This is a genomic window from uncultured Rothia sp. (genome assembly GCF_963555405.1).
Classification (GTDB): Bacteria; Actinomycetota; Actinomycetes; order Actinomycetales; family Micrococcaceae; genus Rothia.
Map to the genome: position 1 here is coordinate 95015 of NZ_CAUVVO010000003.1, position 14366 is coordinate 109380.

At 59.0% G+C, this 14366-nt stretch carries 8 protein-coding genes; all 8 read left to right on the forward strand.

All coding sequences use genetic code 11. The annotated features are described in order from the left end of the window. Positions 1 to 43: 43 nt before the first annotated feature. The 8 genes from ruvB (at position 44) to RWL87_RS03230 (ending at position 14159) form a co-directional block, all read left to right on the forward strand. Positions 44 to 1030, forward strand: a complete 987-nt coding sequence (gene ruvB, locus RWL87_RS03195) for a Holliday junction branch migration DNA helicase RuvB (RefSeq protein ID WP_172855776.1) — start codon at positions 44 to 46, stop codon at positions 1028 to 1030. 315 nt (positions 1031 to 1345) lie between these two features. Further along, a complete protein-coding gene (gene yajC / locus RWL87_RS03200; protein WP_313968885.1) occupies positions 1346 to 1705 on the forward strand; it encodes a preprotein translocase subunit YajC in 360 nt (119 codons plus the stop codon). A 99-nt stretch (positions 1706 to 1804) separates the two neighbouring features. Further along, complete coding sequence (gene secD / locus RWL87_RS03205; RefSeq protein WP_313968886.1) at positions 1805 to 3496, forward strand: protein translocase subunit SecD; 1692 nt, start codon at positions 1805 to 1807, stop codon at positions 3494 to 3496. A gap of 2 nt (positions 3497 to 3498) precedes the next feature. Further along, the gene (gene secF, locus RWL87_RS03210) at positions 3499 to 4701 is read left to right on the forward strand and encodes a protein translocase subunit SecF (RefSeq protein ID WP_313968887.1); all 1203 of its coding nucleotides are present in this window, start codon (positions 3499 to 3501) and stop codon (positions 4699 to 4701) included. A 298-nt stretch (positions 4702 to 4999) separates the two neighbouring features. Then, a complete protein-coding gene (locus RWL87_RS03215) occupies positions 5000 to 7477 on the forward strand; it encodes a bifunctional (p)ppGpp synthetase/guanosine-3',5'-bis(diphosphate) 3'-pyrophosphohydrolase (RefSeq protein WP_313968888.1) in 2478 nt (825 codons plus the stop codon). Between the two features lie 388 nt (positions 7478 to 7865). Then, positions 7866 to 9491, forward strand: a complete 1626-nt coding sequence (locus RWL87_RS03220) for a type I restriction-modification system subunit M (protein ID WP_313968889.1) — start codon at positions 7866 to 7868, stop codon at positions 9489 to 9491. A 2-nt stretch (positions 9492 to 9493) separates the two neighbouring features. Beyond that, positions 9494 to 10603 (forward strand): restriction endonuclease subunit S, encoded by a 1110-nt coding sequence (locus RWL87_RS03225; RefSeq protein WP_313968890.1) that lies wholly within the window; start codon positions 9494 to 9496, stop codon positions 10601 to 10603. Between the two features lie 160 nt (positions 10604 to 10763). Further along, complete coding sequence (locus RWL87_RS03230) at positions 10764 to 14159, forward strand: type I restriction endonuclease subunit R (RefSeq protein ID WP_313968891.1); 3396 nt, start codon at positions 10764 to 10766, stop codon at positions 14157 to 14159. Positions 14160 to 14366 lie beyond the last annotated feature (207 nt).

The window sequence follows — 14366 nt, forward strand, 5'->3', positions numbered from 1 at the left end:
CGGCACTCAGGCGTCTTCAGCTCCCGCCCAGCGCCTGGTGGCGATGGAAGAAGAGCCTGAAGAGAAGATGATTGAGGCGGCACTGCGCCCTAAGTCCCTGGATGACTTTGTGGGTCAGCGCCGTGTGCGTCAGCAGCTGTCCCTGGTGCTGGAGGCTTCGAAGATGCGTGGCCGTAGCGCCGACCATGTGCTGCTGTCGGGCCCTCCCGGTCTGGGTAAGACCACTCTCGCAATGATTATTGCGGCTGAGATGGAGGCGCCGCTGCGCATTACCTCGGGCCCGGCGATTCAGCATTCGGGTGATTTGGCGGCGATTCTGTCTTCGCTGACTCCCGGCGAGGTTTTGTTCCTGGATGAGATTCACCGTATGAGCCGCCCTGCTGAGGAAATGCTCTACATGGCGATGGAAGACTTCCGTGTGGACATCGTGGTCGGTAAGGGTGCGGGTGCGACCTCCATTCCGCTGGAGCTGCCGCAGTTCACCCTGGTGGGTGCGACGACTCGTGCGGGTCTGCTGCCCGGTCCTCTGCGTGACCGTTTCGGTTTTACCGGCCACCTTGAGTTCTACTCGGTGGAGGAGCTGGAGCTGGTGTTGCGCCGTAGCGCGGGTCTGATGGACATGCAGATTACCTCCGAGGGTTTCACGGAGATTGCCGGTCGTTCCCGTGGTACGCCGCGTATTGCGAACCGTCTGCTGCGCCGTGTGCGTGACTGGGCGCTGGTGAACGGCGTGGACCGCATTAACGCGACCGATGCCGCAACCGCGCTGGACATGTACGAGGTGGATTCGCGCGGCCTGGACCGCCTGGACCGCGCCGTGTTGGAGGCGCTGATTCACAAGTTCGGCGGCGGCCCGGTGGGTCTGTCTACCCTCGCCATTGCGGTGGGTGAAGAGACGGAGACCGTGGAGACGGTTGCCGAACCGTACCTGGTGCGTGAGGGCCTGATTGGTCGTACTCCGCGCGGTCGTGTGGCTCTGCCCGCGGCGTGGGAGCACCTCGGCTTGGAAGCGCCGGAGATTCAGCTCTAGACCCGCACCGGTCAAGACATAGTAGCCCGTGGGAGGTACAGCCTCCCGCGGGCTCTTCTGTACCTCCCCGTAGCTTTTCAGCGGGCACGGTAGCTCTTTTGCGGGCTCCAACGGGCTCTGCCGCGCTCCATCGGCGACATAAAATTACGCCGAGAGAGTCCAAAACTCAGGTTAACCTCACAAAAACGCTGGTTCGGGGCGCTAAAGCCCATGCTCTCGCGTAGGATGGATACGTACTGTATCTACGATTCCACACCTTCTGGTACGCTCAACCCTCGCGGTGAGCGGCACGGGTGCGGATGTGAAAGTGAGACCATGGATTTTAACCTCCTGATTATGATTGCCATGATGGCGCTGCTGGCTTGGATGATGTTCTCCGCCCAGAAGCGTCAGCGTAAGCAGATGGAGGAACTGCGCGCAATGCAGCAGTCTCTCGTCCCCGGCACCCAGGTGATGACCGGTTCGGGTATCTACGGCACCGTCGTCAGCACCGACCTCGATAGCAACAAGCTGCAGCTTCAGATTGCGGACGGTGTTGTTATCACCCTGGCACTGAACGCGATTATGGCTGTCGTCGAGGAGGAAGCCCCCGCAGCACCCCTGACTGAGGACGTGTACGAGGCTCCCGCATCCGAAGCTCCCGCTTCCGATACCTCTTCTGATACTGCTAAGTAATTCAGCGCGTATGAGCCCGGCGCCCCATGAGCGGCGTCGGGTTTTCGCGTTACGGAATCTGTAGAACACTCAATTCTATTCACACGAAGAAGGAACATTATGGCTAAGCGTTCACCGCTTGCAGCCGCGCGAGGGGCGCTCCTCTCGATGGTCCTGCTCATGGTTGTTATGGCTGCCGGTATTTTCGGTAGCACCTATTCGGGAGGTTCGTGGGCGCCGAAGCTCGCCCTGGACCTTTCGGGTGGTACTCAGATGATTCTTACTCCGAAGGTTAACGGCTCTTCGGATGAGAACGTCTCCCAGGAGCAGTTGAACCAGGCGGTTGAGATTATTCGTCAGCGCGTTGATGGTGCCGGCGTTTCGGAGGCGGAGGTTACCACCTCCTTCGGCTCGGGCAATAACGTGGTTGTTTCGGTTCCCGGAACGATTAGCGCTGAGACTCGTCAGCTGATTCAGGCGTCTGCAAATATGACGTTCCGCCCGGTTCTTGTAGCCGGTGCCGGTACTGCGGTGGCTGAGGATGCCCGCACTGCGGACGATAAGCTGCCCAAGCCGTCCGCGGAGCCGACTGACGGTTCGGACCGTAACTGGATTACTGCGGACCTGTACAAGCAGTACGAGGCGAAGGACTGCACCGCGGCACGTAATGAGGATGCCGATAGTGCTGACCCGACTAAGCCGATGGTGGCGTGTTCCACTGACGGTCAGGAGAAGTACATTCTGGGTCCTGTGGAGCTGAGCGGTAGCGATATTTCTACCGCAAGCCACTCGCAGGAGACGAGCGGCCAGGGCGTGACTACGGGCCGTTGGGCTGTGAACATTCAGTTCAACGATGAGGCTCGTGAGAAGTTCCAGAACATTACTTCTCGCCTGAACGCGATTCGTGCGCAGAACGCACATGATCCGCGTGCCCGCTTCGCGATTCTGCTGGACGGCAAGGTGCTGTCTTCCCCGGTGTCGCAGGCAGTGATTTCTGATGGTAAGCCGCAGATTACCGGTAACTTCACTGAGCAGGAGGCGAAGGCTCTCGCTGATCAGCTCAAGTACGGTGCCCTGCCGATTAGCTTCACGATCCAGTCGGAGCAGCAGATTTCTGCGACCCTGGGTTCGGAGCAGCTGCGTGTGGGTCTGCTGACCGGTCTGATTGGTCTGCTACTGGTGTTTGTGTACTCGCTGTTCCAGTACCGTCTGCTGGGCTTTGTGACGATTGCGTCGCTGGTTGTTGCGGGCATCATCTCGTATGAGGCGATTGCGCTGCTGGGTTGGGCGTTGAACTACCGCCTGTCCCTGGCTGGTGTGGCGGGTCTGATTGTGGCGATTGGTGCTACGGCTGACTCGTTCATCGTCTACTTTGAGCGTATCCGTGATGAGATCCGTGCGGGCCGCACGATCCCGTCGGCGGTGAACCACGGTTGGCAGCGTGCATCCCGCACTATTTTGGCGTCGAAGGCTGTGAACCTGCTGGCTGCTGTGGTGCTGTACGTTGTGTCGGTCGGTTCGGTGAAGGGCTTCGCGTTCACCCTTGGTTTGACTGCGATTGCTGACCTTGTGGTCGTGTACCTGTTCACCCACCCGATGCTGACTCTGCTGGCGAATACCCGCTACTTTGGTGAGGGTCACCGCCACTCGGGCTTGTCGCCTGAGTCGCTGGGCGCTACGCCGCTGTACCGTGGTGCCGGTCGCCTCCGCAGCCCGGAGGAGAAGCAGCTGAGCATTGCTGAGCGTCGCCGTGCAGAGCGTGCTGCCGCTGAGGCTGACGAGTCTGCTTCTGATGAGAAGAAGGAGAGCTAAGCATGGCTACCGATGTGAAACCTAATGCTTTTGCCCGCTTCGGTAATGACCTGCATTCGGGTGCCCGCTCGTACCCCTTCGTGGGTAAGCGCCGCCTGTGGCTGCTGCTGGCTGCTGTGCTGATGGCGGTTTCGGTTCTGATTCCGGCTGTTGGTGGCGGCTTCAACCTGGGTATTGATTTCCGTGGCGGTTCGGAGTTCGTGGTCTCGAAGACCGCGCACGTTGATACTGCTACGGGTGAGCGCATTATTCACGAGAAGGCGAAGGACGCCTCCGATGTTCGCGTAACCAATATTGCGCCGGGTACGATTCGTGCCCAAATGAGCAAGCTCAGCGATGATGAGACTCTGCAGGTGAAGGCGGCTCTGCAGGAGGGTTACGGTGTCTCTGAGAACGACGTGACCTCCTCGTTTGTGGGCCCGACCTGGGGTGCGGATGTGACCCGTCAGGCGTTCTGGGGTCTGATCGCGTTTGTGGTGCTTGCGCTGATTGGTATGGCGTTCTACTTCCGTACCTGGAAGATGTCGCTGGCGTCTATTGCGGGCCTGTTCTTCACCGTGGTGGTGACGGTTGGCCTGTACGCCGCGTTCGGCTTCGAGATTACCCCGAGTGCAATTATTGGTTTCTTGACGATTCTGAGCTACTCGCTGTATGACTCGGTGGTGGTGTTCGATAAGATCCGTGAGAACACTGAGGATGTGCTGGAACGCCGTGACACGACCTTTGCCGAGCAGATTAACCTGGCGGTGAACCAGACTCTGGTCCGTTCGATTAACACCGCTATTGTGGGTGTTCTGCCGGTGGGCGCGATCTTGTTCATTGGTGCGTTCATCCTGGGTGCGGGTACTCTGCAGGACCTGTCCCTGTCGCTGTTCGTGGGTATTCTGGTGGGCATGTTCGGTACGCTGTTCGTGTCTGCGCCGCTGTATGCTTCGCTGCGTTTGGGTGAGCCCCAGATTCGTGAGCACACCGCGAAGGTGGAGAGCGGCAGCTTCAAGGATGCTGAGGATGCTGACGAGGCTGAGGACTCGGAGGGTTCGGATGAGCCCGCCGAGGCTGCGAAGGCTGAGAAGTCCAGCAAGTCTGCGGACTCTGCCGACGAGGCGACCGATGCGGACAACGCAGCCGAGAAGGCAACCGAGAAGCCCGCTAAGAAGCCGGCACGTGCAACCATTGAGATTCACCGCGTGAACTTGAACGGTTAGCCAGCGTTCCGCCAGCGCTACTGGCGTTACTAACGATAGGGGAGTCGATACCGAGAGGTGTCGGCTCCCCTTTAGCGTGCCTGAACCTTTAGCGTGCCCAAATATTTCCCACACAACGCGCTCTGGCGTGTTAAAACGTCGCATAGTTTGGTGCCTTCCAGGCCGCTGGGTAGGATAAGAAGTGAAGATACTGTGCGCTCGCGTTTGAGCCTGCTGATGGCTGGTTTGGCCGGTGTAGCCCTCAACGATGAGGAACTTGAGTGTGCGGCTGATTATCTTGAGCCCGAAGGAGCCTGGAATGAGTGCAGAACCTGCCGTGAACGCTAACGCTGAGAACCCCGCAGGGACCGCCGAGAAGCCCGCGGTTCGGCCCGCTGGCCCGATTCCTCTGCCTGAAACTGATTCGTCTGACGCAAAGAAGAAACGCGGCTCGCACCGCGTCATGGCTGCTGGCGGACGTGTGCCGAACCGCCTGGTCTTCGGTAGCCGCAGCAGCAAGATGGAAGCCTCCGACTCGCACGGTGGCACCATCCGTTTCTCCCCGATGATTGCCCCGGTCGTACGTGCCGTGCGCCGCTACCACCCGGACGAAGACATTCAGGTGCTGCAGCGCGCCTACGAGGTGGCGAACCGCTGCCATGAGGGTCAGAAGCGTAAGAGTGGCGACCCGTACATCACCCACCCGGTCGCTGTGACCGCGATTCTTGCAGAGATGGGCGCGACCGGTCCCGTGCTCGCCGCCGGCCTGCTGCACGACACGGTGGAAGATACCGACTACACGATGGAGCAGCTCACCGAAGAGTTCGGTGAGGAGGTCGCCTACCTGGTCGACGGCGTGACCAAGCTGGACAAGATGACGTACGGCGAGAACGCCTCCATCGAGACGATTCGTAAGCTCGTGCTGTCCATGAGCAAGGACATTCGTGTGCTGCTCATTAAGCTCGCCGACCGCCTGCACAATGCCCGTACCTGGCGTTTTGTGCCGCAGGCTTCCGCCGCGAAGAAGGCGGAAGAGACCCTGAAAATTTACGCGCCGCTCGCGCACCGCCTGGGCTTGAACACGATTAAGTGGGAGCTGGAGGACTTGTCCTTCGCCGCCATGAGCCCGGAAATTTACGCCGAAATGGTGCGCATGGTCGGCGAACGCACCCCCGCGCTCGAAAAGTTCCTGAACGAGGCGCGCACCAAGATTACCGAGCGCCTGAAAGAGGTGGGCATCGACGCGACCGTGACGGGCCGCCCCAAGCACTACTACTCGATTCATCAGAAGATGAAGACCAAGGGCCGTAGCTTCGACGAGATTAACGACATCCTCGCGGTGCGCATCATGGTTGAGGAAGAGGCGGAGTGCTACACCGTGCTCGGCCACGTGCTGTCCCTGTGGCCGTCGATGACCGGCCGGTTCAAGGACTACATTAAGAACCCGAAGAACAACAACTACCAGTCGCTGCACCTGACCGTGTACGGTCCGGGCAACCTGCCGCTTGAGATTCAGATCCGCACCTACAAGATGCACGAAGAGGCCGAGTACGGTGTGGCTGCGCACTGGCGCTACAAGGCGGCGTCGCGCGGCGAGAAGGTCGCTGCTCGTGGCGGCGCGCCCGCGAAGGACCCGAAGGAGCCGGGCACCCAGACCTCGGCGATGATGAACGTCGGCATCCTGCAGTCCATCGCCGAGATTTCGAACTCCAACCCGGAATCGGAGAAGTTCTACGAGTCGCTGGCAGACACCCTCGACACCGACGAAATTGTGGTCCTTACCCCCAACGGCGAGGCGATCGCCCTGCCCAACGGCTCCACCCCCGTGGACTTCGCCTACGCCATCCACAGCGAGGTCGGCGACCGCACCGTCGGCGCGAAGGTCAACGGTCGCCTGGTGCCGCTGCACACGGTCCTGCCCACCGGCGCAACCGTGGAGATTATGACCACGAAGAACGAGGACGCCGGACCCAGCGAGGACTGGCTGAAGTTCGTTCGCTCCTCGCGCGCTCGCACGAAGATTCGCCAGTACTTCGCGAAGGAACGCCGCATGGAGGCGCTGCTCGCTGGCCGCGAGATGCTCACCAAGAGCATGCGCAACAGCGAGTTGCCGCTGCAGAAGATGATGAGCCCGGAGATTATGACTCAGGTGGCTCAGCTGTTGCACAAGAACGATGTGGCGTCGCTGTACCGCGCGATTGGTGAGCACGAAATCTCGCCGAAGCTGGTCATTGACACCCTGGTTGAGGTGCACCGCGGTGACGAGCCGGCACCCGAGGTTGAGGTCAGCGACTTTGATGAGACGCTGCTGAAGTCGACCCGCAAGGCGATTGGTGATAACGGCGTGATTGTGCCGGGTGCTGAGGGTGTGCTGACGAAGATTGCGCGCTGCTGCACCCCGGTCCCGCCGGATGACATTATCGGCATTGTGACCCGTTACAACGGCATTTCGGTGCACCGCCGCGACTGCCCGAACATGCGTAACGCCGACGAGGAGCCGCGCGTGACCACCGTCGAGTGGGCTTCGACCCCGTCCGCTACGTACCGCGTGCAGATTCAGGTGGAGGCGCTGGACCGTAAGGGCCTGCTGAGCGACCTGATTCGCGCGATTTCTGAGTCGGGCGTGAACATCCTGGATGCGCGCGTGCACACCTCGGAGGACCGTACCGTGGTGGACCGCTTCGCCCTGGAGTTGGGTGACCGCTTCATGCTGGAGCACGTGCTGAACGTGGTCCGTAACGTGACGGGCGTGTACAAGGCGTACCGCCTGACCGGCGCGAAGCCCTCGGAGGCGTAGGCTCTTCTATACGCCTTAAGACGCCGAAAAGCCACATGTGTTTGAAGCACATGTGGCTTTTCGCTATTTAAGGGGGGAGGGGAGGGGCCCTTCGATAGGTTAGTGTCTTCACTGCGGTTTAAAGACCCACGGCGAAGACACTAACCTATCGAAACAACCAGTGGGTCGGCGATGACGAACGGGCGAGTACGGGGTCTGGGGAGCCCGTATACTGAAAGGGTTCGCGCCGCCGGGTACGAATTGGCTTGTGGAAGCTATGAACGCTCCCACGGAGTACGGCATCTAGACCGGCGCTGGCGCATGTGTACGACCGGGACCGTATGGGTTCCGAATATTTGACGTTTCTTCGAGTGGAGAAACGATTACTGATGAGAGGTTGACCGCCCCTATGACGACGCAGTCTACGGATTCTTCCGCTACCACTGACGAGCACCGTAACCGCAATGCGGAGCGTGCGCAGCTGCACTCTACGATTTGGCGTATTGCGAATGACCTGCGCGGCTCGGTAGATGGCTGGGACTTTAAGCAGTACGTGCTGGGTATGCTTTTCTACCGTTATCTCTCTGAGAGCCAGGTGCGCTTTGTGGAGAAGAAGTACGGTCTGGATCAGGCTTTTGAGCAGATTCCTGATGAGGCTTTTGACGAGGATACTCGCCGCATGCTGGTGGAGGAGCGCGGCTTCCTGCTGTTGCCTTCGCAGCTGTTCTCTGTGGTGCACGCGAAGGCTCGTCAGGACCAGAACCTGAACGAGACCCTGGCGAACGTGTTCAAGGCGTTTGAGGAGTCGGCGCGTGGCACCGAATCTGAGAATAATGTGAAGGGCCTTTTTGATGACTTTGTGCTGGATTCGAACAAGCTGGGTGTGAGCCCGGCGGCTCGTCACGAGAACCTGCTGAAGCTCATGGACGCCGTGGCGGACATGAACCTTGAGAAGGGTTACGAGGATAGCGAGAATGACGCTTTCGGTGACGCCTACGAGTACCTGATGGGCATGTACGCGGCGAACGCTGGTAAGAGCGGCGGCGAGTATTACACTCCGCAGGAGGTTTCGGAGCTGCTGGCGAAGATTGCTATGGATGGCCGTGACGCTGAGAAGATTCGTACCGTGTATGATCCGGCGTGTGGTTCGGGTTCGCTGCTGTTGAAGTTCAAGCGTGAGCTGGGTAAGAACTCGGATGGCCTGCGTTTTGTGGGTCAGGAGATTAACCTGACGACCTATAACCTGTGCCGTATGAACATGATGCTGCACGGTGTGCCGGTGGATGATTTCAGCATTGCGCACGGTGATACTCTGATTGACCCGAAGCATCGCGGTGGTGCGGGCGGCGATTTTGAGGAGCCGTTTGGTGCGATTGTGTCTAACCCTCCGTATTCGACGAAGTGGAAGGGTGATGATGACCCGACTCTGATTCACGATGACCGTTACGCCCCGGCGGCGGTGTTGGCGCCGAAGTCGAAGGCTGACCTGGCGTTTACGATGCATATGCTGGCGTCGCTGGATGAGGCTGGTACGGCTGCTATCGTTGAGTTCCCGGGTGTGCTGTACCGTGGCGGTGCGGAGCGTAAGATTCGTGAGTACCTGCTGAAGCAGAACGTGGTGGATGCTGTGATTCAGCTGCCCGCCAACCTGTTCTATGGTACGAGCATTGCGACCTGCATTCTGGTGTTGAAGAAGGGTCGTCGTAAGGACCATTCGGTGCTGTTCGTGGATGCTTCGCAGCTCTTTGATAAGGGCACGAACCAGAACATTCTGGGTAAGGCGCACCGCGAGAAGATTCTTGAGGTGTTGGCGGCTCGTGAGGAGCGTGAGCATTTCTCGGCGCTGGTTCCGGTGGAGAAGCTGCTGGAGCAGGAGGCTAACCTGGCGGTGTCGAGCTGGGTTGAGCCGGAGGATACCCGTGAGCGCGTGGATATTGTCGAGTTGAACTCTCGGATTGAGGGTATTGTGGCTCGTCAGGCTCAGCTGCGCGTGGAGATTGACGCTATTGTGGCGCGCCTGGAAGGTGGCGAGTAGTCGTGGCAGACGTGACGAATTATATTGACCGCCTGGTGGCTGAGCTCTGCCCGGATGGGGTGGAGTACCGCCCGCTGGGTGAGCTCCTTGCCTATGAGCAGCCGACGAAGTACCTTGTGTCGTCTAAGGATTATGATGATTCGTACCCTACGCCGGTACTGACTGCGGGTAAAACGTTTATTCTCGGCTACACGAATGAGACTGAGGGTATCTACCCTGCATCTGAGGAAGAGCCCGTCATTATTTTTGATGACTTTACGACTGCCTTCAAATGGGTTGAATTCCCGTTTAAAGCTAAGTCAAGTGCTATGAAGATGCTGACTTTGAAGAGTGGAACTAATTCACTTTTTAAGTATGTCTATTATGCTATGCAGTGCATTGTATATAACTCTTCTGACCATGCGCGACAGTGGATTTCTAAGTATTCGAATATCGAGGTTCCTGTTCCTCCTTTGGAGATTCAGGAAGCGATTGTTGAAATTCTCGACAAATTCACGAACCTGGAAGCGGAGCTGGAAGCGGAGCTGGAAGCGCGTACTCTACAATACGAGTACTACCGTGATTCGCTCTTCGAAGCCCTCGACTGCCCCCGCGTTCCTCTAGACTCGTTCGCAAAGATTAAGAACGGCAAGACCTATAAGGACTTCGGCGCAGGAAATATCCCGGTATATGGTTCTGGTGGAATCATGACCTATGTCGATAGGTTTTCATACGATAAGCCGACAGTGCTTATTCCGCGCAAGGGTTCTTTGGGGAACCTCTTCTACCTGGAAGAGCCCTTTTGGAACGTCGATACGATTTTCTACACCGAAATCGACGAAGAGCAAGTTATTCCCAAGTTCCTGTACTACTTCTTAAAGACGGCACACCTTGAAGATTTAAACACTGCCGGCGGTGTTCCTAGCCTGACCCAGAAAGTGCTTAACAAGGTTCTTGTTCCGGTCCCGCCTCAGGAAGAGCAGCAGCGCATTGTCGATATTCTCGACCGCTTCGACGCTCTAACCAGCAGCCTCTCCGAGGGTCTACCCGCAGAGCTCGCAGCGCGTCGCAGCCAATACGAGTACTACCGCGACCAGCTACTCACCTTCCCCCGCAAGGGCGACAACCAGTAGCCACCGCGCATCAAACCGCGCATCACGCGCACACCCCGTGCAGGGGCGGAAAACACCACCCCTGCACGGGCCCCACACCTCAACCACACTCAACAAACTGGGCTCACCAACCCTGAGCCCAACCATCCACACACTCAACCCCTACGCAAAGGAGCACCCCGTGGAAACCGTACCCAACCACCCCCGCCCCACCGAAGGACGCACCGAAAGCATCCTCAGCTCGGACGACTTCACCGTCATCGCCAAGCTCAAGGGAACTGACCTCTACGAGGAATGGGACGCCCAGCACAAGCAGAAGCGCGAACACCAGAGCGAAGCGCAGCTCGAAGCCGAACTCATCGAAACCCTCAAAACCCAGGGCTACGACTACCTGCCGCGCCTCACCGACGAAGCCGCGCTCATCCGCAATCTGCGTGAACAACTCGAACGCCTCAACACCCGCCCCGAAGAAGGCACCTACGGCCCCACCAGCGGCTTCCACTTCACCGACGAAGAATTCGGCCGCCTGCTCACCGAACACATCGCCCGCTCCAATGACGGTATCTTGGAGAAGGCCAAGCTGATTCAGGAAGAACGCTTCATCGACTTCCGCCTCGAAGACGGCACCCTGCGCAACATCATGCTCATCGACGCCGCCTACCCTGCACGCAACCGCATGCAGGTCATCAACCAGTACCGCGTACCCGCCCCCAACGGCAAAGTACTCAACCGCTACGACGTGACCATCCTCGTCAATGGCCTGCCCCTCGTACACATCGAACTCAAGAAGCGCAACGTGAGCATTCGCGAAGCCTTCAACCAGATCGAACGCTACCAGAACGAAGGCTTCCAGCAGGACCAGCACCGCCTCTTCGAATACGCCCAAATCTTCGTCATCAGCAACGGCTTCGAAACCAAGTACTACTCCAACACCGTGCGCCACAAGCACGTCGAAGACCAGCAGAAGGCCAGCCGCAAGACTGCCTCCGGCGGCTCCGCAGGCAAGAGCTTCGACTTCACCAGCTACTGGTCAGACGAACAGAACAACCGAATCAACGACCTGATTCTCTTCGCGCGCACCTTCCTCACCAGCCACACCCTCGCCAACATCCTGACCCGCTACTGCATCTTCACCGTAGGCCAGGACCTGCTCGTCATGCGCCCCTACCAGATCGCGGCAACCGAACGAATCATCAACCGCGTCGAAATCGCCAACAACGACACTCAGCGCCTCGGCACCAAAGAAGCCGGCGGCTACATCTGGCACACCACCGGCAGCGGTAAGACCCTCACCAGCTTCAAAACCGCACGCCGCCTGGCAGAAACCGGGCTCGTCGACAAGGTTCTCTTCGTCGTGGACCGCAAGGACCTCGACTACCAGACCATGCTCGAATACAACAACTTCCAGGCAGACTCCGTCAGCTCCACCGGCAGCACCCGCGAACTCAGCAACCGCCTCGCCGACCGCGGAACCAGCATCGTGGTCACCACCATCCACAAGCTGTCCAACCTCATCACCGCCGAACCCGAACACCCCGTCTACGGCCAGCGCGTAGCCATCATCTTCGACGAATGTCACCGCTCCCAGTTCGGCCGCATGAACACCGCCATCAAGAAGCACTTCAAGAAGTACAGCATGTTCGGCTTCACCGGCACCCCCATCTTCGACAAGAACTCCGTAGGCGGCCCCGGCACCACCACCGCCGAAGTCTTCGGCGACTGCCTGCACACCTACACCGTCGTCGATGCCATCAACGACAAGAACGTGCTGAAATTCCACCTGGAATACACCAACACCAGCCCCCACTTCGCCGAACTTGAAGAAGCCTCCTACGCCGCGGAAATCGCCGCCGAACGCGCCGAAACCCCCGACGCGAAGGAACTCGAAAAGTTTGCCAAGAGCAAGGAAGTACTCGAAAGCCCCGAACGCATCGAAGCCGTAGCCACCTACATCCTGGACAACTACGACCGCAAAACCAACCAGAGCGCAGCCACCAGCTACGACATCAAGAAGACCCGCACCATCAACGGCGTCACCGAACACTACGTAGAACGCGTGCGCGGATTCAACTCGATCCTGGCGACCTCGTCCATTGATGCCGCCTGTACCTACTACGACACCCTCAACACCCTGCAAGAAGAACGCATCGCAGACGGCACTCTGCGCCCCGAACAGAAGCTCAAGGTCGCCATCATCTACTCGCAGGGCAACGGCGGGCAGCTCTTCGACACCTTCGGCGAAGAAGAAAACTTCACCTTCGCCACCGAAGGCACCGGTAGCCGCATGGACGGGTTCCTCGAAGACTACAACACCATGTTCGGCACCAACTTCAGCACCGACGGCGACTCCTTCGACAACTACTACAAGGACGTCTCCCGCAAGATGAAGATGCGCGAACTGGACCTGCTCATCGTCGTCAACATGTTCCTCACCGGCTTCGACTCAAAGACCGTCAACACCCTCTGGGTCGATAAGAACCTGAAGATGCACGGCCTGGTGCAGGCATACAGCCGCACCAACCGAATCCTCAACTCGCTCAAGCCCTCCGGCAACATCGTGTGCTTCCGCGACCTCGAACAGGCAACCAAGGACGCCTTCACCCTCTTCGGCGACACCGAAAACAGCAACGGCCAGTCCGCCCTCGATATCGCCTTCACCCGACCCTACAAGGAAGCCTACGCCGCATACGACAAGGCCGTGTCCGACCTGCGCGAGGAATTCCCCATTGACGAGGGCGGCTCCATTACCGTGGACACCACCGAAGACAAGGCCCGCTACATCGAGCTCATGAACCAGGTGCTTAAACTGCAACAGGAACTGCGCGTGCACGACGAGTTCATCCGCGACGGCGGCAACGAACTCATCAGCGACTACGACATGCAGGGCTACACCGGTGTCTACAACGACATCTACGAAGAAGCCCGCGAACTGCGCCGCGAACAGGAAGAAGCGAAGGACGGCACCGACAACGAGACCGGCGAAGGCGAAGAAAAGCCGAGCGTAATTGACCTGTTTGATCGCGTATCCTTCCTGACCGAACTGGTCAGGCAGCAGGAAGTCGGTGTGCTCTACATTCTGGGGCTCGTCAAGGCAGCCCGCGAGACACGCCAGGGCAAGGCGGCAGGGGAGAGCGGCACCACCGAAACCGGACAGGACAGTGTGGAGCACTTCCGCGACCGCGTGCGCCTCGCAATCCGTAACGACGCCGACCTGCGCGAAAGCGGCGACATCATCGAGGACTACTTCGACACCTACCTGAACGAGTCCGAAGACCACGACGTGCAGGAACACTTCCACCACTACGTGACCAACCGCCGCACCCGCGAAGAAGACACCATCGTGAAGGACGAAGAGCTGGACTCCGCAGAAACCCAGCGCGTCGTCAACCGTGCGCTCAAGGAAAACCGCCGCACCATCCCCGGCAAGATCAGCCGCCTGGTCAAGGGCAAGATCTCGCTCTTCGGCGGTAAGCTCGGCGGCGCGAAGACCGAAGACGCCGCAACCAAGGCGAAGCGCGTGAAGCAGAAGCTGGAGAAGCACATCGTCCGCTTCATGCCGTTCCTTGGCGGAGAATAACCCGCGGTGATGCGCTGTAACTGGCGGTAACCCGCGGTAATCCGCCCAAAAGCCACATGTGTTTCGAAAAGCCACTTCTTTGGTGGCTTCTCGAAACACATGTGGCTTTTCGCTGTCTATGGGGGCGGTATCGGCACGGATTTACTCTGCTGGTCGGTCCCTCTGCCCGGCGCCGATTTCGACCATAGGTTAGTGACTTCTGTCGTA

Excerpts from the sequence above, each read along its gene's own strand:
- yajC (WP_313968885.1), top strand. The coding sequence starts at position 1,346 with ATGGATTTTAACCTCCTGATTATGATTGCCATGATGGCGCTGCTGGCT.
- ruvB (WP_172855776.1), top strand. The coding sequence starts at position 44 with ATGGAAGAAGAGCCTGAAGAGAAGATGATTGAGGCGGCACTGCGCCCT.
- RWL87_RS03215 (WP_313968888.1), top strand. The coding sequence starts at position 5,000 with ATGAGTGCAGAACCTGCCGTGAACGCTAACGCTGAGAACCCCGCAGGG.
- secD (WP_313968886.1), top strand. The coding sequence starts at position 1,805 with ATGGCTAAGCGTTCACCGCTTGCAGCCGCGCGAGGGGCGCTCCTCTCG.
- RWL87_RS03220 (WP_313968889.1), top strand. The coding sequence starts at position 7,866 with ATGACGACGCAGTCTACGGATTCTTCCGCTACCACTGACGAGCACCGT.
- secF (WP_313968887.1), top strand. The coding sequence starts at position 3,499 with ATGGCTACCGATGTGAAACCTAATGCTTTTGCCCGCTTCGGTAATGAC.